At 71.6% G+C, this 21,466-nt stretch carries 16 protein-coding genes and 1 pseudogene; 11 read left to right on the forward strand and 6 right to left on the reverse strand.

Annotation, left to right across the window (positions count from 1 at the left end; all coding sequences use genetic code 11):
• Positions 1-91: 91 nt before the first annotated feature.
• Complete coding sequence (locus ICW72_RS14720) at positions 92-808, forward strand: haloacid dehalogenase type II (protein ID WP_191083400.1); 717 nt, start codon at positions 92-94, stop codon at positions 806-808.
• Positions 809-860: 52 nt separating this feature from the next.
• On the opposite strand, the pseudogene mfd reads toward ICW72_RS14720, so the two are convergent.
• Positions 861-4,285: pseudogene (mfd, locus tag ICW72_RS14725) on the reverse strand (transcription-repair coupling factor).
• A complete protein-coding gene (locus tag ICW72_RS14730; protein WP_223880613.1) occupies positions 4,282-4,587 on the reverse strand; it encodes an FAD assembly factor SdhE in 306 nt (101 codons plus the stop codon). Before ICW72_RS14730 ends, mfd begins: the two are co-directional and overlap by 4 nt.
• 19 nt (positions 4,588-4,606) lie before the next feature.
• Between ICW72_RS14730 and recG the strand changes: the two genes are divergently transcribed.
• From recG to ICW72_RS14760, 6 genes are all read left to right on the forward strand, one after another.
• On the forward strand, positions 4,607-6,697 hold the full coding sequence (gene recG, locus ICW72_RS14735; protein ID WP_191083402.1) for an ATP-dependent DNA helicase RecG: 2,091 nt from the start codon (positions 4,607-4,609) through the stop codon (positions 6,695-6,697).
• Positions 6,698-6,767: 70 nt separating this feature from the next.
• A complete protein-coding gene (locus ICW72_RS14740; protein ID WP_191083403.1) occupies positions 6,768-7,481 on the forward strand; it encodes an ABC transporter ATP-binding protein in 714 nt (237 codons plus the stop codon).
• Complete coding sequence (locus tag ICW72_RS14745) at positions 7,478-8,209, forward strand: ABC transporter permease subunit (protein ID WP_191083404.1); 732 nt, start codon at positions 7,478-7,480, stop codon at positions 8,207-8,209. The genes ICW72_RS14740 and ICW72_RS14745 overlap by 4 nt, the downstream gene beginning before the upstream one ends.
• Entirely contained in the window at positions 8,209-10,128 is a 1,920-nt protein-coding gene (locus ICW72_RS14750; protein WP_191083405.1) for a GldG family protein, read from the forward strand. The genes ICW72_RS14745 and ICW72_RS14750 overlap by 1 nt, the downstream gene beginning before the upstream one ends.
• Entirely contained in the window at positions 10,128-11,120 is a 993-nt protein-coding gene (locus tag ICW72_RS14755; protein ID WP_191083406.1) for a DUF4340 domain-containing protein, read from the forward strand. The genes ICW72_RS14750 and ICW72_RS14755 overlap by 1 nt, the downstream gene beginning before the upstream one ends.
• Positions 11,120-11,563: an NUDIX hydrolase gene (locus ICW72_RS14760; protein ID WP_191083407.1), complete on the forward strand. Its 444-nt coding sequence runs from the start codon at positions 11,120-11,122 to the stop codon at positions 11,561-11,563. The genes ICW72_RS14755 and ICW72_RS14760 overlap by 1 nt, the downstream gene beginning before the upstream one ends.
• Positions 11,564-11,597: 34 nt before the next feature.
• Here ICW72_RS14760 and ICW72_RS14765 read toward each other — a convergent pair whose 3' ends face one another.
• Both ICW72_RS14765 and ICW72_RS14770 read right to left on the reverse strand, forming a co-directional pair.
• The gene (locus ICW72_RS14765) at positions 11,598-13,226 is read right to left on the reverse strand and encodes an ABC transporter permease (RefSeq protein ID WP_191083408.1); all 1,629 of its coding nucleotides are present in this window, start codon (positions 13,224-13,226) and stop codon (positions 11,598-11,600) included.
• A 99-nt stretch (positions 13,227-13,325) separates the two neighbouring features.
• Complete coding sequence (locus ICW72_RS14770; RefSeq protein ID WP_191083409.1) at positions 13,326-13,967, reverse strand: flavin reductase family protein; 642 nt, start codon at positions 13,965-13,967, stop codon at positions 13,326-13,328.
• 126 nt (positions 13,968-14,093) lie between these two features.
• On the opposite strand from ICW72_RS14770, the gene ICW72_RS14775 reads away from it, so the two are divergent.
• Complete coding sequence (locus tag ICW72_RS14775; RefSeq protein WP_191083410.1) at positions 14,094-16,412, forward strand: methyl-accepting chemotaxis protein; 2,319 nt, start codon at positions 14,094-14,096, stop codon at positions 16,410-16,412.
• A 1-nt stretch (position 16,413) separates the two neighbouring features.
• On the opposite strand, the gene ICW72_RS14780 is transcribed toward ICW72_RS14775, so the two are convergent.
• Entirely contained in the window at positions 16,414-17,310 is an 897-nt protein-coding gene (locus ICW72_RS14780) for a tyrosine recombinase (RefSeq protein WP_191083411.1), read from the reverse strand.
• Between the two features lies 1 nt (position 17,311).
• Positions 17,312-17,458, reverse strand: a complete 147-nt coding sequence (locus ICW72_RS14785) for a hypothetical protein (protein ID WP_191083412.1) — start codon at positions 17,456-17,458, stop codon at positions 17,312-17,314.
• Positions 17,459-17,512: 54 nt separating this feature from the next.
• On the opposite strand from ICW72_RS14785, the gene aroB reads away from it, so the two are divergent.
• From aroB to ICW72_RS14800, 3 genes are all read left to right on the forward strand, one after another.
• On the forward strand, positions 17,513-19,192 hold the full coding sequence (gene aroB, locus ICW72_RS14790; RefSeq protein WP_269749819.1) for a 3-dehydroquinate synthase: 1,680 nt from the start codon (positions 17,513-17,515) through the stop codon (positions 19,190-19,192).
• Positions 19,189-20,208 (forward strand): NADP-dependent oxidoreductase, encoded by a 1,020-nt coding sequence (locus ICW72_RS14795; protein WP_191083413.1) that lies wholly within the window; start codon positions 19,189-19,191, stop codon positions 20,206-20,208. The genes aroB and ICW72_RS14795 overlap by 4 nt, the downstream gene beginning before the upstream one ends.
• 258 nt (positions 20,209-20,466) lie before the next feature.
• Positions 20,467-21,417: a hypothetical protein gene (locus ICW72_RS14800; RefSeq protein ID WP_191083414.1), complete on the forward strand. Its 951-nt coding sequence runs from the start codon at positions 20,467-20,469 to the stop codon at positions 21,415-21,417.
• Positions 21,418-21,466: the final 49 nt, after the last annotated feature.

Here is a 21,466-nt window from a genome sequence, read left to right on the forward strand (position 1 = left end):
GGGGAGTATGCCCCGCAGGAGGAACACCCATGGCCCAACCAGCCCCCAAGGCGGCATTCGACCAGCGCCCACCCGTGACGGAGAACGCGCCATGAAGGAGGTGCAGGCCCTGGTGTTCGACGTGTTCGGCACCGTCGTGGACTGGCGCAGCGGCGTGGCCCGCGCGCTGGCGGATTTCCTGCCCGCGCGGGGCGGCGCGCATCTCGACCCCTTCGCGGTGGCCGATGCCTGGCGCCGCCGCTACCAGCCCGCCATGGAGGAATGCCGCGCCGGGCGCCGCCCCTTCACGCGGCTGGACGTGCTGCACCGGGAAAACCTGGAGCTGGTGCTGAAGGATCATGGCATCGACCTCGCTTCCTGTTCGGAGGCGGACCTGGACCATTTGAACCGCGCCTGGCATCGGCTCGACCCCTGGCCGGATGTGCTGCTCGGTCTGTCGCGGCTACGGCGCAAATACTTCCTGGCGCCGGCGTCCAACGGGAACATCCTGCTGCTGGCGAACATGGCCAAGCGCGCCGGCATTCCCTGGGATGCGGTGCTGGGGGCCGAGGCCACCCAGGCCTACAAGCCGCAGCGCGAGGCCTATACGCGCACGGCCGAAATCCTCGGCATGGCGCCGCACCAGGTCTGCCTGGTGGCCGCGCACAATGGGGACCTGCGCGCGGCGCGGAAGGCGGGCCTCGCCACCGCCTTTGTGGCGCGGCCGACGGAGCATGGGCCGGCGCAGGGCACGGACCTCGTGGCCGAGGACCCGTGGGATTGCGTGGCGGAGAGCTTCGTGGATTTGGCGGCGAAGCTGGAGTGCTGAGGGCGCGCGGGCGGCCTCGTGGCGGCCGATTTACGCCTCCGGCGATCGGCCGCTACGCCGCCTGCTTCGCCACCTTCAGCACGTTGGACACCAGCCCGCGCGCGGCCTTGATCCGCGCGTCGAAGGGCAGTTCGCGGGCCAGCACCATCTTCCCGTCCGGGCGCAGCACCACCACGCCCTTCTGCGCCTGGACCCAGTTCACCAGCCCGCCCGGATTGGCGAAGCGGCCCTTGTGGAAGGCCAGCACCACGCCCTTGGGGCCGGCATCCACCTTCTCCACGCCCGCCGCGCGGCAGGCGAGCTTCAGCGCCACCACCTGCAAGAGGTTCTCCACCTCGGGCGGGATGGGGCCGAAGCGGTCGGCCAGTTCGGCGGCCATGGCCTCCACCTCGCCCTCGGTGGCGAGGCTGCCGATGCGGCGGTAGAGGCCAAGCGGCAATTCGCGTAGTTCTCCGGGATCAGCACGGCGAGGCCGAGGTTGATCTGCGGCGTGAAATTGCCCTCGGACTCGCGCTTGGCGCGCGAGCCGGCGCGCAGATCGGCCACCGCCTCCTCCAGCATCTCCTGGTAGAGCTCGATGCCGACCTCGCGGATCTGGCCGGACTGTTCCTCGCCCAGCAAATTGCCCGCGCCGCGGATGTCGAGGTCGTGGCTGGCGAGGGTGAAGCCGGCGCCGAGATTGTCCAGCGTCTGCATCACCTCCAGCCGCTTCTGCGAGGTGGGCGCCAGGCGATGATGCGCGGGCCAGGTCAGGTAGGCATAGCCGCGCTGCTTGCCGCGCCCCACGCGGCCGCGCAGCTGGTAGAGCTGGCCGAGGCCGAACATGTCCGCGCGGTGGATGATGAGCGTGTTCACCGCCGGCATGTCGAGGCCGGATTCCACGATGTTGGTGGCGAGGAGGATGTCGTATTTGCCATCCGCGAACTCGGTCATCACCTGTTCGAGCTCGGTGGCGGAAAGGCGGCCATGCGCCTGGACCACGCGCGTCTCGGGCGCGATTTCCGCGAGGCGTTCGGCCATGCGGGCCATGTCCTCGATGCGCGGCACCACGCAGAAGATCTGGCCGCCGCGGAAGCGTTCGCGCTGGATGGCCTCGCGCAGCACCAGCCCGTCCCAGGGCATGATGAAGGTGCGCACGGCCAGGCGGTCCACGGGCGGGGTCGCGATCACGCTCATCTCGCGCACGCCGGACAGCGCCAGTTGCAGGGTGCGCGGGATGGGGGTGGCGGTCAGCGTCAGCACATGCACGCCGGCTTCGAGTTCCTTCAGGCGTTCCTTGTGCTTCACGCCGAAATGCTGCTCCTCATCCACGATGACGAGGCCGAGATCGGCGAAGGTGATCCCCTTGCCCAGCAGCGCGTGCGTGCCGACGACGATGTTCACCGTGCCATCGGCGAGTGCGGCCTTCACCTCGGCCGCCTCCTTCGCCGTCACCATGCGCGAGAGCTGCGCGATGCGAACGGGCAGGCCCTGGAAGCGGGCGGTGAAGGTGCGGTAGTGCTGGCGGGCCAGCAGCGTGGTCGGCACCACCACTGCCACCTGCGACCCGGCCATGGCGACGGTGAAGGCGGCGCGCAGCGCCACCTCCGTCTTGCCGAAGCCGACATCGCCGCAGATCAGCCGGTCCATGGGGCGGCCGGCGGCGAGGTCTTCCAGCACATCGGCGATGGCGCGGCCCTGGTCCTCGGTTTCGGCATAGGGGAAGCGGGCGCAGAATTCGTCATAGCTGCCCTCGGGGGGCGCAATGACGGGGGCTTCGCGCGTCTGGCGTTCGGCGGCGATGCGGATGAGGCCCGCGGCCATGTCCGCGATGCGCTGCTTGGCCTTGGCCTTGCGCGCCTGCCAGGAGGCGCCGCCCAGCTTGTCCAGCGCGACACCCGCCGTCTCGGTGCCGAAGCGCGAGAGGATCTCGATGTTCTCGACGGGGACGAACAGCTTGTCGCCGCCATCATAGATCAGCCGCAGGCAGTCATGCGGGGCGTTGCCGACGTCGAGTGTCGCCAGACCGTCATAGCGGCCGATGCCGTGGTCGGCATGGACCAGCAGGTCGCCCACCTCGATCTGCGTGGCGTCGGCGATGAACTGGTCGGCGCGCTTGCGGCGGCGGGCGGGGCGGGCGATGCGCTCGCCCAGCAGATCCTGCTCGGCCGTGATGGAGAGGCCATCCGCGATGAAGCCGCGTTCCAGGCCAAGGATGCCGACGCCCACCACGCCGGGGGCGAGCTTCTGGAAGGCGTACCAATCCTCCACCGGCTCGGCGGCCACGCGGTTCTCGCGCAGCAGGGTCACGAGGCGCTCGCGCGAGCCGCGGGTCCAGGCGGCCAGCATGGGGCGGCGGCCGCGGCCCTGCTCGGTCTCGGCATGGGCGGCATAGGCGCGGAAGACGTTTTCCCCCGCCTGGCGGATGTCCACGAAGAGGCGGCCGGGACGCCCGCCGGCATCCATGCCCGCGGCGCCCGAGGCCTGGGCGAAGGGCGAGAAACGCAGCACCTGCAGCCCGTCCAGCATGGCGTCCCAGCCGCGCCGGTCCAGATACAGCAGGCGCGGCGGGGCGGGCCGGTAGGGCACCTCGTTCTCGTTGAGGCGCGAGGGGGTGCGGCGGGCCTCGTAATGGTCCGCGATCATTTCCAGGCGCGCGGCCAGCGCATCCTCCGCCTGGTGGTCCAGGCTGACGCTGGCGCCGGGGAGGTAGTCCAGCAGCGTCTCCATGCCGTCATGGAACAGCCCGGCCCAATGCTCCATGCCCGGGTGGCGGCGCCCGGCGCTGATGGAGGCGTAGAGCGGGTCCTCGGCCGAGGCGTTGCCGAACAATTCCCGGTAGCCGACGCGGAAGCGCTCGATGGAGGCGGGGTCCAGAAACACCTCGCCCACCGGGCGCAAGGTCAGCCGGTCCACCTGGGCGCCGGAGCGCTGGGTGCCGGTGTCGAGGCGGCGCAGGCTCTCGATCTCGTCGCCGAAGAAATCAATGCGCAGCGGCTCCGCCTCGCCCGAGGGGAACAGGTCCAGGATGCCGCCGCGCACCGCGTATTCGCCGGGCTCCATCACGGTGCCGGTGCGGTTGTAGCCATTGGTTTCCAGGAAGCCCGTGACGGCTTCGATCGCCACGCGCCCGCCCTTGCGGAGGTTCAGCGCGGCACCCGCGAAGACCGCGCGGGGCGGCACCCGCTGCACCAGCGCGTTCACCGTGGTCAGCACGATGCGCGGGCGGGCGGCGGGGGCCGCCAGTTCGGCCAAGGTGGCCACCCGTTCCGCCACGATCTCGGGGTTGGGCGAGACGCGGTCATAGGGCAGGCAATCCCAGGCCGGCAGGCGCAGGATCTCGGCCTCGGGCATGAAGAAGCCCAAGGCGTCCGCGAGGCGCGCCATGCGGGCGTCGTCCCGGCACACATGCAGGACCGGCGCCTGGCTTTCCGCCCGGCGCGCCCGGATCAGCAGGGCGTCATAGCCCTCGGGCGTGCCATGGACGTCCAGCGTCATCGCAGATGGTCCGGCTTGCCGGCGCCGGGCGTGGCCGATTCGGCGGCGATTCGCAGCAGCAGCGGCCCCTGGGCCTCGGCCGGGATGGGGCGGCGGCCGGAGAGCCAGTCCGCCAAATCCACATCGGGCATTTCCAGGATGGCCTCCAGCTCCTCCAGCGCGGCCGCGTCCAGGCTCGCGATATGGCGGCGGACGAAGCCGCCCAGCATCAGGTCGCATTCCTTCGTGCCGCGGTGCAAGGCGCGGAACAGGAGGCGGCGTTCGCGGGGCGGAAGCTCGGGGGTTTCGTCAGTCGGGGTCACGGGTGGCATATAGGACCCTGTGCTCAATCCTGTCAGCCTCTCTGCCCTGTTTGCGCCCCTGGCTTCGCTGCCCGGGGTCGGGCCCGCGCGCGCGGCGCTGATCGAGAAGGCGGCCGGCGGCGGGCGGGTGCTGGACCTGGTGTTCCATTTGCCGGAGCGGATCACCGAACGTGTGGCCGTGGCCCGGCCGGAGGAGGCGCCGGAGGGGGTGGACGCCATCCTGGCCGTGACGCCGCTGGCCGCCCGCGCCGCGCAAAGCCGCGCCACCCGCCGCCGCTATATCGAGGTCCGCACCGAACAGGGCGTCACCCTGCGCTTCATGGGCGGCTTCCTGGGCACGGTGGAGCGGCAATTGCCGCGCGGCCTGCCCCGCTGGATCGCGGGGCGAATCCGGCCGGAGGGGGAGGGGTTTTCCTGCATCAACCCCGAGGTGGCGGCGGACCCGGCCGCCCTGCCGACCCTGGAGGCCATCTGGCCGCTGACCGAGGGGCTGAAGCGCGGCCACCTGGCCCCCGCGATCCGTGCCGCGCTCGCCTTGCTGCCCGGCCTGCCCGAATGGCACGACGCCCCCCTGCTGGCCCGCGAGAAATGGCCGGATTTTGCCTCTGCCCTCCGCGCCCTGCACCTGCCCGAGCGCCGTCCTGGCGCGGCCCCCTGGGAACGCCTGGCCTATGACGAGGTGCTGGCGGACCAACTGGCCCTGGCCCTGCTGCGGCGACGCAACCGTGCCGTGCCGGGGCGCGCGCTGCGGGGGGATGGCAGTCTCCGCGCCCAGGCCCTCGCCCGCTTCGGCCATGAACCCACGCCCGGGCAGGCCATGGCGCTGGCCGAGATCGGCGCCGACATGGAAGCCCCGCACCGCATGCTGCGCCTGCTGCAGGGCGATGTGGGCTCGGGGAAAACGCTGGTGGCGGTGCTGGCCATGCTCCAGGCCGTCGAGGCCGGGGCCCAGGCCGCGCTGATGGCTCCCACGGAAATCCTGGCGCGGCAGCACCTCCGCACCCTGGAGGCGCTGAGCCCCGTGCCCGTCGCCCTGCTCGCCGGCAGCGTGAAGGGGGCGGAGCGGCGGCGGGTGCTGGCCGGCTTCGCGGACGGGTCCATCAAGCTCGCCATCGGCACCCATGCGCTGTTCCAGGAGGGGGTGGAGTTCCACGACCTCGGCCTGGCCGTGGTGGACGAACAGCACCGCTTCGGCGTGGCCCAGCGCCTGGAACTGGCCGCCAAGGGGGTGCGGGCGGACATGCTGGTGATGACGGCCACCCCCATCCCCCGCACCCTGCAATTGACCATGTGGGGCGAGATGCAGGTCTCGCGCATTTCGGAAAAGCCGCGCGGGCGGCAGCCGATTGCGACGCGCGTCGTCAGCGCCGCCCGGCTGCCTGACGTGATCGAACGCCTCGACGCCGCGCTCGCGCGGGGGGAGCGCGCCTATTGGGTGGTCCGCGCCATCACCGGCGGCGAGCATGACGACAGCATCGCCGCCGAAACCCGCTTCGCGGAACTTTCCGAACGTTTTCCGGGCCGCGTGGGCCTGGCGCATGGCGAGCTGGACATGCCGCTCCGCGAAGGCGCGCTCGCCGATTTCGCGGCCGGGCGCACGCAGATCCTGGTGGCGACCACCGTCATCGAGGTCGGCGTGGACGTGCCCGAGGCGACCATCATCCTCATCGAGCAGGCGGAACGCTTCGGCCTGTCCGCCCTGCACCAGCTGCGCGGACGGGTGGGGCGGGGGTCGCGGCCTTCCTCCTGCCTGCTTGTCCATTCCGAGGCATTGTCCGAGCGGGAGAAGGAACGCCTGCTCATCCTCCGCGACACCGAGGACGGCTTCGTGATCGCGGAGGAGGATTTGCGGATTCGCGGCGGCGGCGATGCGCTGGGCACCCGCCAGGCCGGCCAGCTTCTCTACCGACTGGCCCTGCGCGGCGAGGACGAGGCCGCGGCCCAGCGCGCCGCCTCCCGCATGCGGGACCTGATCGCCATGGCCGCGCAGGACGCCGAATTGCTGCTGCACCGCGACCCCGGCCTGACCACCCCGCGCGGCCAGGCCGCCCGCACCCTGCTGGCGCTGTTCGGCAAGGAGGAGGCGGCGGCCTATCTGGCCGCGGGGTGAGGCCGGCCGCATGGGTTGCATTGCCGCCCCAGGCTTTTAAATCGAGGCGCCGGAGTATGCAGGGGGCATCGTGACCGCACTGATCGAGATCGAGGGCCTGACGAAACGCTTCGGTGGCTTCACCGCCGTGGAGGGCGTGTCCTTCAACGTGGCGCGGGGCGAGGTGGTGGGCTTCCTCGGCCCCAACGGCGCCGGCAAATCCACCACCATGCGGATGCTGGCGGGCTTCATGCTGCCCAGCGAGGGCACGGCGCGCATCTGCGGCGAGGATGTGGTGGAACGCCCCGTCGCCGCCAAGCGGCATCTGGGCTTCCTGCCGGAGGGCGCGCCCACCTATCCCGAGATGGCCGTCGAGGATTTTCTCCGCTTCTGCGCGCGGATTCGCGGCGTGGGCCGGGCCGAGGTGGACCGCGCCATGGCGCTGACGCAGCTGGAGGGCGTGCGCCTCCAGCCCATCGAGACGCTGTCCAAGGGGTTCAAGCGCCGCGTGGGCCTCGCGCAATCCCTGCTGCATGACCCGCCGGTGCTGGTGCTGGACGAACCGACGGATGGCCTCGACCCCAACCAGAAGCATGAGGTGCGCGGCCTGATCCGCGAGATGGCGCCGCAGAAGGCCATCATCATCTCGACGCACATTCTCGAAGAGGTCGGCGCGCTCTGCACCCGCGCCATCATCATCGCGCGCGGCCGGGTGCTGGCCGATGCGACGCCCGCCGAACTGGTGGCGGATGGCCGCAGCCTGGACGAGGTGTTCCGGGACCTGACCATGAGGGATGCGGCATGAGGGCCATGCTGGCTGTGGCGCGGCGCGAATTCGCCGCCTATTTCGCGACCCCGGTCGCCACCGTCTTCATCGTGATCTTCCTGGTGATGTCGGGCACGCTGACCTTCACCGTGGGCGGCTTCTTCGCGCGCGGCCAGGCGGATTTGCTGCCCTTCTTCAACTTCGTGCCCTGGCTGTTCCTGTTCCTGGTGCCGGCGCTGACCATGCGGCTCTGGGCCGAGGAACGTCGCCTGGGCACGGTGGAACTGCTGCTCACCTTGCCCATCACCGCCGGGCAGGCTGTCGTGGGGAAATTCCTCGCCGCCTGGGCCTTCTGCGCCGTGGCGCTGGCGCTGACCTTCCCGCTGGTCCTCACCGTCAACTACCTGGGCGAGCCGGACAATGGCGTGATCCTGACCGGCTATCTCGGCTGCCTGATGGTGGCGGGCGCCTATCTCGCGGTGGGGGCGGCCATCTCGGCCATGACGCGCAACCAGGTCATCGCCTTCGTCCTCGCCGTGGCGGGGTGCTTCCTGTTCGCCGCGGCGGGTTCGACCATCGTGACGGAGTTCCTCTCCACCAACCTCCCCTGGCTGGCGGAGGTGGCGCGGTCGCTCAGTGTCGCCGAGCGTTTCTCGGGCTTCGCGCGCGGCGTGATCGCGGCGCGGGATGTCATCTTCTTCGCGAGCTTCATCGCGGTCTGGCTGCTGCTGAACGCCGCCATCCTCGAACACAGGAAGGCCGATTGATGCGCCGCACCCGTCTTGCCTTCTCGACATTGGGCGTGCTGGCCGCGCTGCTGCTGGCCGTGGGCGTCAATCTGCTGGCCGACCGGCTGCTGTCCTCCGCGCGTCTCGATCTGACGGAAAACCGCCTCTACACCCTCTCGCCCGGCACGCGGCAGGTGCTGGAGGGGCTGCGCGACCCGGTGACGCTGCGCTTCTTCTATTCGCGCCGCCTGGGCGCCGAGATCCCGCAATACGGCGCCTATGCCGAGCGCGTGCGCGACATGCTGCGCGAATATGTGGCCGCCTCGCGCGGGATGGTGCGACTGGAACTCTACGACCCCGAGCCCTTCTCCGAGACGGAGGACCGCGCCATCGCGCTGGGCCTGCAAGGCGTGCCGCTGGACCAGGGCGGTGAGCAGGTCTTCTTCGGCGTGGCCGGCGCGAACCTCGTGGACACCGAACGCGCCATCCCCTTCTTCCAGCCCGAGCGCGAGCGCTTTTTGGAAGCGGATCTGACGCGGCTGGTCTTTGAATTGTCGAACCCGACCAAGCCCGTTCTGGGCGTGCTGTCGCCCCTGCCGCTGAGCGGCGATCCGCGCGCGATGATGATGCGCCAGCCGCAGCTCGCCCAACCCCAAATCGTGATCCGCCAGCTGCGCGAGGCCTATACGGTGCAGGAGCTGGGCTATGACGCCCAGGTGATCCCGGCCGAGGTGCAGGTGCTGCTGCTGGCCCATCCGCAGAACCTGCCGGAGGCCGCGCAATACGCCGTGGACCAGTTCGTCATGCGCGGCGGGCGGCTGATCGTGATGATCGACCCGCACAGCGAGATGCAGGCGACCCGCCCCGGCCCCACCGGCCAGCCGCCGACCGACACCGCCTCGCGCCTCGACCGGCTGCTGGAAGCCTGGGGCGTGGAGGCGCCGGCCGACCAGGTGGTGCTCGACCTGCGCGGCGCCTGGCGCGTGCGCGCGGGCCCCAATGAGCGCGTGCAGGCGGTGGACTATGTGGCCTGGTTCAACCTGCAGGGCGACAGCTTGAACCGCGAGGAACAATCCACCGCGCTGCTGGAACAGGTGAGCGTGGCCTCGGCCGGGCATCTGCGCCCGCGGCAGGGTGCGGGCATCGAGTTCATCCCGCTGCTGACCAGCTCCGCGCAATCCATGCTGGTGGACGCGGCGCAGGTGCGGCGCGAGCCTTCGCCCACGCGCATCCTGGCGGAGTTCCGCGCCGATGGGGAACGCCGGGTGATCGCGGCGCGCATCCGGGGCAATCTGCTCTCGGCCTTCCAGGACGGGCCGCCGGCCCTGCCGGAAGGCGCCACGCGGCCGGAGGGTTTCCCCACCCATCTGGCGCGCAGCAACGGGCCCGCGAACCTCGTCGTCATCCATGACAGCGACATTCTGGAAGACCGCTTCTGGGTGCGCGTGCAGGAATTCTTCGGGCAGCAGAGCATCGCGCCCTTCTCCAACAACGGGCCCTTCGTGGTGAACCTGGCCGACAGCCTCTCGGGCAGCGACGCCATGATCGGCCTGCGTTCGCGCGGGGAAAGCCAGCGGCCCTTCGAGGTGGTGGAGGACATCCGCCGCCGCGCCGACGCGCAGTTCCGCCAGACCGAGCGGCAACTGACGGAACGCCTCCAGGCCACGGAACGGCGCCTGCGCGAACTCCGCCAGGGCACGCCGGGCGAGGGGGCCCGCAACACCAACCAGGTGGTCATCACCGAGGCGCAGCGCGCCGAGATCGAGCACGCGCGCGAGGAGATCGCGGCCACGCGCCGACAGCTGCGCGCGGTGCAGCTCGAACTGCGGCGGGACATCGAGGCGCTGGACCGCAACCTGCGCCTCCTGAACATCGTCGCCGTGCCGCTGCTGCTGACGGTGCTGGCCATCGTGCTGGGGCTGCTGCGCGCGCGGCGTCGCGCGGCGGCGCGCGCGTGATGCGGCGGCGCAGCGTCCTCGTCATCGGCGGGCTTGGCGCCGCCGCCGTGGCGACCGCCATCCTGCTGGCACCGGCGGGCGAGCGGCCGGGGCATTTCACGCCCGGCGCGCCGGCCTTCCCGGACCTGGCCACGCGGCTGCCCCAGGCGGCTCGCGTCGAGATCATCCGCAATGCCGAGCGCAGCACGATGCTCCGCGTGGGCGAGGGCTGGGTGGTGGAGGAACTGGCCCTCTACCCGGCGCGCGTGCCCAAGCTGCGGGAGTTGCTGTCGGGCGTGAGCGAACTGCGCCTCGTCGAGGAACGCACCAGCGACCCGGCCTTGCATGCGCGCCTCGGCGTGGACGACCCCACCTCGCCGGGCAGCACCGCCACGCGGCTGCGCGTGGTGGACGCGCAGGGCGGCGTAATCCTGGACGTGATCCTCGGCACGCGCCGCACGCGCCCGCAGGCGCAGGTGCCCGATGCCGTCTTCCTGCGGCGCGAGGGCGAGGCGCGCTCCTGGCTCGCGGAAGGCCGCGTGGTGCCGGATGGCGACCCGAATCTCTGGGTGGACCGCGAGATCGCCATGCTGGCGCCCGACCGGCTGCGCCGTGTCGAAATCCAGCGCACGGGCGAGCCGCCGCTTGTGCTGGAACGCGCGGGGGAGGTGGATGCGCCCCTGCGCGTGACCACGCCCGCCGAAGCCCCCGGCACCGCCCCGGCCGCGCTGGAGGATGTGGGCCGCGCCTTCGACCTGCTGACCTTCACCGATGTCCGCCCCGCCACCGCCCTCGAAGGCGAGGCTTTGGGCGAGGCGCGCTTCACCTACACCGATGAGGTGAACATCACCGCCTGGCCGCGAATGCTCGACGGGCAGCTCTGGCTCGTGCTGCGCGCCGATGGCGGCCCTGAAGCCCAGGCGCTGCACGCGCGCTGGCAGGGCTGGGCCTTCCGCGTGGGCGACTGGAAGGAGAAGGCGCTGGTCCCGCGCCTGGCTGATCTGCTGCCCTGATGTCCCGCGAATATCCCGACCGCCCCTGGATCGGCATCGGCGTCATCGCCTTCCGGGGCGAGGAGGTGCTGCTGGTCCGCCGTGGGAAGCCGCCGCGCATCGGCTCCTGGTCCTTGCCCGGCGGCGCGCAGCATCTGGGCGAGACGGTGCAGGAGGCCGCGCGGCGCGAACTCCTGGAGGAGACGGGCATCGAGGTCGGCCCCCTGCTGCTGGCCGATGTGGTGGACGCCGTCACCCATGATGAGGCGGGCGCCGTGCGCTACCACTACACCATCGTGGATTTCTGCGGCGAATGGGCGGGCGGCGAGGCGCGGCCCGGCGACGACGTGGACGCGGTGGCCTGGGCGCGCCCCGAGGCGCTGGACAACTACGCGCTGACGCGCGAGGCGCGGGCGGTGATCGCCATCGCGCGCTTGCGCCTGCTTGCTGACGCGGCGGATTAACGTCTTCGGTGACTGCACCGAAGACGATCCGACGCTACCGCCGCCGCATCGCCCGCGTCAGCGCCACCACCGGCAGAAGCCCTGCCAACACGATGAGCAGCGCGGAGGTGCTGGCCTCCGCCAGACGCTCATCGGAGGCGAGGTTGTAGACGCGCACCGCCAGCGTGTCGAAGTCGAAGGGCCGCACGATCAGCGTGGCCGGCAGCTCCTTCATCGTGTCCACGAAGACCAGGATCGCCGCGGTGAAGATGGCCCCGCGCGAGAGCGGCAATTCCACGCGCCGCACCGCCTCGCCCGGCCCGCAGCCCAAGGAGCGCGCGGCCATCTGGAAGGAGGGCTTGAGGCGCGTCAGCCCGCTTTCCACCGCCTGCAGGGCCACGCCCAGGAAGCGCGAGAGATAGGCGAAGACCAGCGCCACGATGGTGCCCGACAGCAGCAGCCCCGTGCCGAAGCCGAAGCTGCTCCGCATCCAGGCATCCAGCGCGTTGTCGAAGAGGCCGAAGGGCACCAGAACCCCCACCGCGATGACCGAGCCCGGCACGGCATAGCCGAGCGAGACCACGCGGTTCGCCACGCGCTGCCCCCGCCCCGGATGCAGCCGCGCCGCCCAGGCCAGCCAGGCGGCGATGATCACGGCCAGCACCGCCGTGATGGAGGCGAGCGTCAGCGAGTTCAGCAGGAAGGGCAGGAAGCGGTGCGGCGCCAGCGGGTCCCCCGCCTCCAGCATCAGGGCAAACAGCGCGCCCGCCGGCACCAGGAAGCCCAGCGCCAATGGCGCCAGGCAGGCCAGCAGCGCCAGCGCCGCCTTCACGCCGCGCAGCGGCACGGGCTGGAAGGGGGCGTGGCGCGTGGTCATGGGGTGGAAGCGGCGGCCGCCGCGGCTGGCATGTTCCAGCGCCAGCAACAGGGCCACGCACATCAGCAGCACGGCGGCCAACTGGCTGGCGGCCCCCCGGTCGGCCATGCCGAACCAGGCCTCGTAGATGCCGGTGGTGAAGGTGCGCAGGCCGAAATACTGCACCGTGCCGAAATCGGCGAAGGTCTCCATCAGCACCAGCGCGATGCCCGCCGCCAGGGCCGGCCGCGCCAGCGGCAGCGCCACATGCCAGAACACGCGCGAGAGCGAATGGCCCAGCGTGCGCGAGACCTCCACCAGGCAGGTGGACTGCGCCAGGAAGGCCGCCCGGCACAGCAGATACACATAGGGGTAGAGCACCATGGAGAGCACCAGCGCCGCCCCCTCCAGGCTGCGCATCTCCGGGAACCAGTATTCCCCGAAGCGCAGCCCCGTCACGTCGCGGACCATGCTCTGCGCCGGCCCCGCCACGTCCATCAGCCAGGTCCAGGCATAGCCGGCGACATAGGCCGGCATGGCCAGCGGCAGCAGCAGCGCCACCTCCAGCACCCGGTGCCCCGGGAAGCGGCAGCATGTGACCAGCCAGGCGGTGACGGCCCCCGCGCTGCCGGCCAGCAGCGCCACCAGCAGCCCCAGAACGAGGGTGGTGGCCAGCATCTCGGGCAGGAAGGTGGTGGCGATGTGCCACCACACGGCGCCCGCCGGCGTCACGGCCGCCGCCAGCACCGCCCCGATGGGCATGGCCAGCACCAGGGCCACCAGCAGCGTCAGCCGCGCCCAGGCCGGGGTGCGGCGCGGGCGGGCCATGCTGGGGGTGGCGGTCGTTACGCCCATGGGAAGGTGCGAGGCATTCTCATCTCGCCCAGCCTTACCCGAAGGCGGCCGGGCCCGCCATGCCCCGGCGGGTCACCCCTTCTTGTTCTTGCGGGCCTCCCATTCCGCCATGGTCAGGCGGGGCACCTCCACCCGGTCGGTGGTGCGGGCATACCAGCCGCGGCCATGCATGCGGCCCACGAGGTCGAGCTTGGGGGTATCAATGTAGTGGCGGGCGGGGTCCATCACCGCGTCGTCGCGCACATGCATGCCCACGACCTTGCCCAGCACGATGGTGTGCTCCCCCGCCTCGACCAGCTGGAAGGTCTCGCATTCCAGCGCCACCGGGCTTTCGCCGATGCGGGGCGGCTTCACCTTGCTGGACGGCACCTGGGTCAGTTCCGCCTCGGCCAGCTCGTCCACGCCGGGGGCGAAGTCGGTGGCCGTGATGTTCATGTGCTGGATGTGGGAATAGGGCACGAGGCACACCACGAACTGGCCGGTGGCCTTGATGTTCGCCAGCGTGTCCTTGGGGCTGCCCTCGGGGCGCGGGCCGCAGCCGATGCCGACCACCACGGGGTTCGAGGAAAAGGCGTTGAAGAAGGAATAGGGGGCGGCATTCACCACGCCCGCCTCGTCCTGCGTCACCACCCAGGCGATGGGGCGCGGCACCACGGTGCTGACCACCAGCTTGTAGCAGTCGGCGGGGGACATCTTCTCGAAATCGAACATCATGGGCGGGGGCCTCCGGTTGTGGCCGCAAGTTGGGCGGGGTCGCCCGGCCTGTCGAGGGGGTGGTGTTCATCCTCGCTTAAGCAGGCGGGCGCAATGATTTGCGGGATCGGCCTGCGAGGAAAACCCATGCGTCTGTTCAATAACCTGCGTGTCGCGACGAAATTGTCCATCAGCGCGGGCCTGACCATCACCTTGCTGACGGCGCTCGCCGCGGCCGTGATGTTCCAGGCCAACCAGCTGGAGCGCGCCAATGGCGAGGCGCGGCAGGGCAGCGAGGCAAGGCAATACTCCATCGAGGTCGGGCAGGGGGTCTGGCGTGCCTACAGCCACGAACGTGGCGTGGTCCTGGCCCAGTCAACGCCCGAGCTGGAGCGGGAGGCGGAGGCCCAGCGCCGCGCCCTGGCCGATGCCACCGCCGCGCTGGGCGCGGCGCGGGAGCGCGCGGGCACGGCCGGCCCCGCCGTGCTGGCGGCACTTTCCGCCGCCGAGGCCCGGCTGCGGGAGCTGGAGGCGCTGGCCGCCGCCCTGGTGCAGGCGCGCGCCGCGCTGCTGGCCACGCGCGACGGCGAGTTCTTCGCCCGCCAGCCCGATTTCGACCATGCGGTGGAGGCCTCCAACGCCAATGTCCAGTTCGCCGCCGAGGGCGAGCAGCGCGAGGAGCTGCGCGACACGCTGAACACCTATGTGCAGGCGGTGAATGAGTCGCGGCTCAGCGCGCAGCGCTATCTCGCCACCGGGGATGCGGGGGCGGTCAACCGGCTGCGGCGCGCGGCCGCGCAGTCACGCGTGCATGGGCGGCGCTTCGCCTCCCAGGTGCCGGAGAGCATGCGCTTCGAGGCGGAACGCCTGACCAATGCCGGCACCGCCGTGGCCAGCGCGGCCGAGGCGCTGGCGACGCGCAACGCCGAGATCGCGACCCTCCAGTCCGAACGCCTGGCGCCGGCGCGCGAGGCGTTGATGGCCACGCTGGACACCGCGGGCGCGGGGCTGCGCGCCAGCAGCGAGGACCTGGCGGCGGAGGCCATGCACAGCGCCTCCGTGCTGCAGCAGGTGGTGGTGGTGACGGGCGGCGTCATCGTGGCCTTCATGCTGGCCTTCGCCTTCCTCACCACCCGGGCCATCGCCACGCCGCTGGCGCGGCTGGCCGGCGCCATCCGCGACATCGCGGCGGGCGACACCGCGGCCAGCGTGCCGCACCAGGACCGCCAGGACGAGATCGGCCGCATCGCCGGCGCGCTGGAAGGGCTGCGTGGCGAGGTCCGCAAGGCCTTCGCCCAGGGCCAGATGCTGGAGCAGCTCAACCTGGGCGTCATGACGGCCAACCCGCAGGATGATTTCCGCATCACCTATGTGAACCCCGAGGCCGTGCGCGTGATCCGCGCGGTGGAGCATGTGCTGCCGGTGAAGGCCGATGCGCTGATGGGCGCCAGCATGGATGTCTTCCACAAGAACCCCGCGCACCAGCGCGAGATGATGGTGGATGACCGCCACCTGCCGCACCGCACCCGCATCAGCCTGGGCGGCGAGGTGATCGAGCTGAACGTCACCGCCATCCGGGACCGCGAGGGCCGCTACATGGGCCCCATGCTCACCTGGCAGCTGGTGACGGCCCAGGCCCGCCTGGCCGACAGCTTCGAGGCCGAGGTGGGTGGCGTGGTGGACGCCGTGGCCAATGCGGCGGGCCAGATGCAGACTTCCGCCAACGGGTTGACCCAGGCTGCCGCGCTGTCGGGCCGCGAGGCGGAGGCGGTGGCCGAGGCCTCGGCCCGCGCCGGCGCCGATGTGCAGGCCGTGGCGGCCAGCGCCGAGGAATTGGCCGCCTCGGTGGCCGAGATCACGCGCCAGGTGTCCGAGGGCGCGCAGGTGGCGCGCAGCGCGGCCGAGGAGGCGCGGGCGACCGACGGCACGGTGCAGGGCCTGGCCCAGGCCGCGCAGCGCATCGGCGATGTGGTGCGGCTGATCAGCGACATCGCGGGCCAGACGAACCTGCTGGCGCTGAACGCCACCATCGAGGCCGCGCGCGCCGGTGAAGCCGGCAAGGGCTTCGCCGTGGTGGCGAGCGAGGTGAAGAACCTGGCCGCCCAGACCGCCAAGGCGACGGAGGAGATCGCGGCGCAGATCGGCGGCATCCAGGGCACCACCGAGCAGGCGGTGACGGCGTTGCGCTCCATCACCGCCACCATCGAGCGCATGAACGAGGTGACGGCCGCCATCGCCGCCGCCGTCGAGGAACAGGGGGCCGCCACGCGCGAGATCGCCCGCAGCGCCACGCTGGTCGCCGACGGCACGGCCGTGGTGGCGCGCCGCATCGAGGATGTGCGCCGCGTCTCGGGCGAGACGGGCGGCGCGGCCGGCCATGTGCTGGAAGCGGCCAATGATCTGGCGGACCAGGCGGGATCGCTGCGCGGCAAGGCGTCGGAGTTCCTGCGGCAGGTGCGGGCCTGAACTAACCCGCCGCGAGCGGGTGGTGCTCCGCCAGCACCGCCCGCAGCTTCTCCTCCATCACGCGCGTGTAGATCTGCGTGGTGGCGATGTCGGCATGGCCCAGCAGCATCTGCAGGCTGCGCAGATCAGCGCCGCGCGCCAGCAGGTGCGTGGCGAAGGAATGGCGCAGCACGTGGGGGCTCACGCGCTCGGGGTCGAGCCCCGCCGCCTCGGCCGCCTGCTTCAGCAGCAGCCCCACGCTCTGCCGCGTCATGTGGCCATTGGCCCCGCGCGAGGGCAGCAGATAGCGCCCTGTGCGCGGTCTGCCCTTGGTGCTTTCCACCAGCCCCGCCCGTGCCTGGGCCGCCGCCTCCTTCGCGCGGCGTGACAGCGGCACCAGACGTTCCCGCCCGCCCTTGCCGCGCACCATGACCAGCGGTGTGTCCTCGCGCAGCGCGCCGGCGGGCAGCGTCACCAGTTCGGAGACGCGCAGGCCGGAGGCATAGATCATCTCGATGGCGGCCACGGCCAGCGCGGCCTTGCCCTCGGGCAGGGTTTCGGCGCCGGCCAGCAGGGCCTGCACCTCGGCCTCGGTCAAGGCGCGGGGCAGGGGGGCGGGCAGCTTGGGGCTGTCCAGCAGCTCGGTCGGGTCGTCGGCGCGGTGGCCCTCACGCGCCAGGAAGCGGTAGAATTGCCGCAGCGCGGAGAGCCGCCGCGCCTGGGTGCGGGGTGAGAGGCCGATGGCGGCCAGGCCGCGCAGATAGGTCCGCAGCGAATCGGGGTCGGCCGTCGCCAAATCGCCGCCCAGGGCGACCAGCGCATCCTCCAGGTCACGGCGATAGGCGTCGGTGGTGTTGCGGGCGGCCCCGCGCTCGGCCGCCATCATCTCCAGGAAGGCTTCGAGCAGCGCGCCGGACACGCTACCTCACCTGGAAGCGATCATTCGGAATGACGCGTTCCACCGCCGTGGGCGTCACCGGGGGCGGGAAGGCGGCGAACCACAGCACGGCCCCCGCGGCACCGAGCAGCAGAAGCAGGATCAAGGTCAGGATGGGGCGGCGGAACATGATGGGCGGTGCGTCCCCTCGCGCGAACAGGCCCGTGTGCTACCTTCCGTCGCCGTGTCACGCAACCTCGCCCCCCTGAGCCCTTTTCCCGAAACGCCATCCGCGCGCAGCATCGTGCTCGTGGGCATGCCGGGCGCCGGCAAATCCTCCATTGGCAAACGCCTGGCGGCGCGCTGGGGCATGCCGTTTCTGGACGCCGATTCGGAGATCGAGGCGGCGGCCGGCATTCCCATCACCGAAATCTTCGCCCGCTATGGCGAGGCGCATTTCCGCGAGGGCGAACGCCGCGTCATCGCGCGGCTGCTGGCGCGGCCCGAGCCCATCGTGCTCGCTACCGGCGGCGGCGCCTGGGTGGACCCCGTGACGCGCGCGGCGGTGCGCGAGGCGGGCGCGCTCTCCGTCTGGTTGAAATGCCGCCTCTCCGTGCTGCTGCGCCGCGTGGCGGGGCGGGAGCACCGCCCCATGTTCCAGAACGCCGACCCGCGCGCGGTGCTGGAGCGCCTGATGGCGCAACGCCACCCGAGCTATGCCGAGGCCGACATCACCTTGCTCTGCACCGACGAGAACCCCGAGACCACCACGCGCCGCCTCGCCGAGGCCATCGGCGCGCATCGCCCGCCCGCGCGCATGCAGGTGGCCCTCGCCCGCGGCGCCTATGACATCCTGATCGGCCCCGGCCTTTTGCGCCGCGCGGGCGCCGAGATCGCGCAGCGGGTGGAAGGCCGCCGCGCGGTGGTGGTGAGCGATGCCGCGGTGGGCCCGCTGCACCTGCCCGCGCTGCGCGAAGGGTTGGCGGATGGCGGCATCCAGCTCGCCGCCGAAATCCTGGTGCCGCCGGGCGAGGCGAGCAAATCCTTCGCGGAATATGAGCGCGTGGTGGATGCCATCCTCTCCGCGCGTGCCGACCGGCGGCTGGTGGTGATCGCGCTCGGCGGCGGCGTGGTGGGGGATCTCGCGGGTTTCGCCGCGGCCTCCGTGCTGCGCGGCCTGCCCTTCGTGCAGTGCCCCACCACGCTGCTGGCGCAGGTGGACAGTTCGGTGGGCGGCAAGACCGGCATCAACACCGCGCACGGCAAGAATTTGGTGGGCGCCTTCCACCAGCCGAAGCTGGTGCTGGCCGATACCGCCACGCTGGCCACCCTGCCGCCGCGCGAACTCCGCGCGGGCTGGGCGGAGGTGGCCAAGCACGGGCTGCTGCAAGGCCCGCTCTGGGATTGGTGCGAAGCCAATGGCGCCGCCACCATGCAGGGCGATGCCGCCGCGCTGACGCACGCCGTGCTGGAAAGCTGCCGCCTCAAGGCCGCCGTGGTGGCGGAGGATGAGTTCGAGACCAAGGCCGAGGGCGGCCGCGCGCTGCTCAACCTCGGCCACACCTTCGGCCACGCGCTGGAGGCCGAGTGCGGCTATGGCGGCGAATTGCTGCATGGCGAGGCGGTGGCGGTGGGCCTGGGCCTCGCCGCCGAGATCTCCGCGCGCATGGGGCTGTGCAGCCAGGAATGGCCCGGCCGCGTGCGCGAGCATCTGCGCGAGGTGGGGCTGCCCGCCCGCATCGCCTCCCTGTCGCGCGGGTTTTCCGCGACGCGACTCATCGCGCGGATGAAGGCCGACAAGAAGGCGCGCGATGGCGCCATGCGCTTCGTGCTGCTGCGCGGCGCCGGCGAGGCCTTCACCGATTCCTCGGTGCAGGAAGACGCCGTGCGCCGCCTGCTGATGGATGAAGGATGTTCCGAATGACCGATAAGAACCTGCAGGTCCTGCTGCGCCGCCGCCCCCAGGGCGCGCCCGTGCCCGAGGATTTCGAGGTGGTGGAAAACGCCATCCCCACCCCTGGCCCGGGCCAGGTGCTGGTCCGCGCGCATTTCCTCAGCCTCGACCCCTATATGCGCGGGCGGATGAGCGACGCGAAGAGCTACGCCAAGCCCGTGGAACTCGGCGCCGTCATGGAAGGCGCCACGGTGGGCGAGGTGGTCGCGTCCAACGACCCCGGCTTCAAGCCCGGCGATGTGGTGATGGGCGGCCAGGGCTGGCAGCGCTTCTGCGTGATGGACGCGGCGCGGCTGCGGAAGGTGGACACGAAGGTGGCGCCGCTTTCGGCCTATCTCGGTCTGCTGGGCATGCCGGGGCTGACGGCCTGGGTGGGGCTCGAGGATATCGGCACGCCCAAGGCCGGCGAGACGGTGGTGGTGAGTGCCGCCTCCGGCGCCGTGGGCCAGGTGGTGGGGCAGCTGGCCAAGGCGCGGGGCTGCCGCGTGGTGGGCATTGCGGGTGGCCAGGCCAAGTGCGACTTCGTGGTGAAGGAGCTGGGCTTCGACGCCTGCCTCGATCACCGCCAGCCGCTGAACCCGCAGCTCGACGCCGCCTGCCCGGATGGCATTGACGTCTATTGGGAGAATGTCGGCGGCCATGTGCAGGAGGCGGTCTTCCCCCGCTTCAATGATTTCGGCCGGATGGTGATGTGCGGGATGATCGCGCAATACAACATCGCCCCCGGCGCTGATGCGGCCGGCGCGCCGCCGGGCCCCAATCTCGGCCCCGTGGTGCGGAAGCGGCTGCGCATCCAGGGCTTCATCGTCAGCGACACCGGCTGGCCCCGCTATGACGCCTTCCTGGCGGAGATGACGCCGCTGATCGCCCAGGGGCGCATGCGCTGGCGCGAGGATGTGGCCGAGGGTCTGGCCGCCGCGCCGCGCGCCTTCATCGGCCTTTTGCAGGGCGAAAACTTCGGCAAGCTGGTGGTTCGCATCGGCTGAGTTGCGCGCGGGGCCGTGAGGCCCCGCGCAGGTTCTCTTCGACATAATTTGGGCGTTTTTTCGGAACCCGCACGCGGCTGGCGGGTTGGTTCAGCAAGGGCCGCCCACGCGGCGGCACCGTAGCGGGGGCCTCAGCCGAGGACGGCGACGCCCACCCCAAGACCAAGGGACCCGTGAACCAACGCGCCGCAAGGCGCGGAGGAAGAACTGCGGCCTCCGGGCCGCACAACTACACCCGTCTCGAGGAGAACAGTCATCATGAAGAAGCATTTCATCACCACCACGGCGCTCGCGGGCGTCTTCGCCATCGGCATCGCCGGCGCGCCTTTCGCGCAGGGCGTGAACCCGAGCTCCCCCGGCAGCGCCGCGGGCGGGACCATGGCGCAAGGTGGGACCCAGGGCGGCACGCAGGGCGGAACCGCTGGCACGCAGGGCGGCACCACCGCGCCGGGCGCCGGCCAGGCTGGCACCCAGCGCGGCCCGACTTCGCCTGACGCCCGCAGCGGCACGCTGGGCGGCGCGACCACGCCGGGCGGCCAGGCCGGCACGCAGGGCGGCACCACGACCCCCGGCGGCCAGACCGGCACGCAGGGCGGGCAGCACGGCACCCAGGGTGACGCCACGCGTCCCGGCCAGGGCACGCAGGGCGGGGCGGCTCAGCCTGGCGGCCAGCGCGGCACGCAGGGCGGTTCGCTGATGCAGGACCAGCAGACCTTCGCCCAGGCCACCACGCCCGACCAGACCGGCACGCAGCCCGGCCAGATGGGCGCCCAGCCCGGCATGAGCGGCGCGCCGCAGGCCGGCACCACCGGCCAGCGTGACCCCATGCGTCCGGGCGGCGCCGCTCCTGGCCAGCAGGCCACGATGAACGAGGAGCAGATCCGCGGCATGCTCTCCGCCCGCGGCTACACCGACATCAGCGGCATCGAGCGTGACGGTGATCACTTCAAGGTGAGCGAGGCCAAGCGTTATGGCCGCGACGTCGAGGACCTGCGCGTCAATGCCCGCACCGGCCAGGTGCAGGACGAGGCGCGGCTGAACGAGGACCAGGCCCGCAACCTGCTGGAGCAGCGCGGCTACACCGAGGTCAGCGACGTGTCCCGCGACGGCGACACCATCACCGCCCAGGCGAAGCGCGATGACCGCGAGATGCGCGTGCGCATTGACGGCAACACCGGCGCGGTGATGCCGCAGCCCGCCTCGAACTGAGGCACGGCACAGGCCGGGCGGGGATGTCCCTGCCCGGCCATTTACCATG

This window comes from Roseococcus microcysteis (genome assembly GCF_014764365.1).
Classification (GTDB): Bacteria; Pseudomonadota; Alphaproteobacteria; order Acetobacterales; family Acetobacteraceae; genus Roseococcus; species Roseococcus microcysteis.

Bases quoted from the DNA above. Each gene is read 5' to 3' on its own strand.
- ICW72_RS14785 (WP_191083412.1), bottom strand. From the start codon at position 17,458: ATGTTCCGCCGCCCCATCCTGACCTTGATCCTGCTTCTGCTGCTCGGT.
- ICW72_RS14760 (WP_191083407.1), top strand. From the start codon at position 11,120: ATGTCCCGCGAATATCCCGACCGCCCCTGGATCGGCATCGGCGTCATC.
- ICW72_RS14720 (WP_191083400.1), top strand. From the start codon at position 92: ATGAAGGAGGTGCAGGCCCTGGTGTTCGACGTGTTCGGCACCGTCGTG.
- ICW72_RS14755 (WP_191083406.1), top strand. From the start codon at position 10,128: ATGCGGCGGCGCAGCGTCCTCGTCATCGGCGGGCTTGGCGCCGCCGCC.
- ICW72_RS14750 (WP_191083405.1), top strand. From the start codon at position 8,209: ATGCGCCGCACCCGTCTTGCCTTCTCGACATTGGGCGTGCTGGCCGCG.
- ICW72_RS14800 (WP_191083414.1), top strand. From the start codon at position 20,467: ATGAAGAAGCATTTCATCACCACCACGGCGCTCGCGGGCGTCTTCGCC.
- ICW72_RS14770 (WP_191083409.1), bottom strand. From the start codon at position 13,967: ATGATGTTCGATTTCGAGAAGATGTCCCCCGCCGACTGCTACAAGCTG.
- ICW72_RS14795 (WP_191083413.1), top strand. From the start codon at position 19,189: ATGACCGATAAGAACCTGCAGGTCCTGCTGCGCCGCCGCCCCCAGGGC.
- ICW72_RS14775 (WP_191083410.1), top strand. From the start codon at position 14,094: ATGCGTCTGTTCAATAACCTGCGTGTCGCGACGAAATTGTCCATCAGC.
- ICW72_RS14765 (WP_191083408.1), bottom strand. From the start codon at position 13,226: ATGGCCCGCCCGCGCCGCACCCCGGCCTGGGCGCGGCTGACGCTGCTG.
- ICW72_RS14745 (WP_191083404.1), top strand. From the start codon at position 7,478: ATGAGGGCCATGCTGGCTGTGGCGCGGCGCGAATTCGCCGCCTATTTC.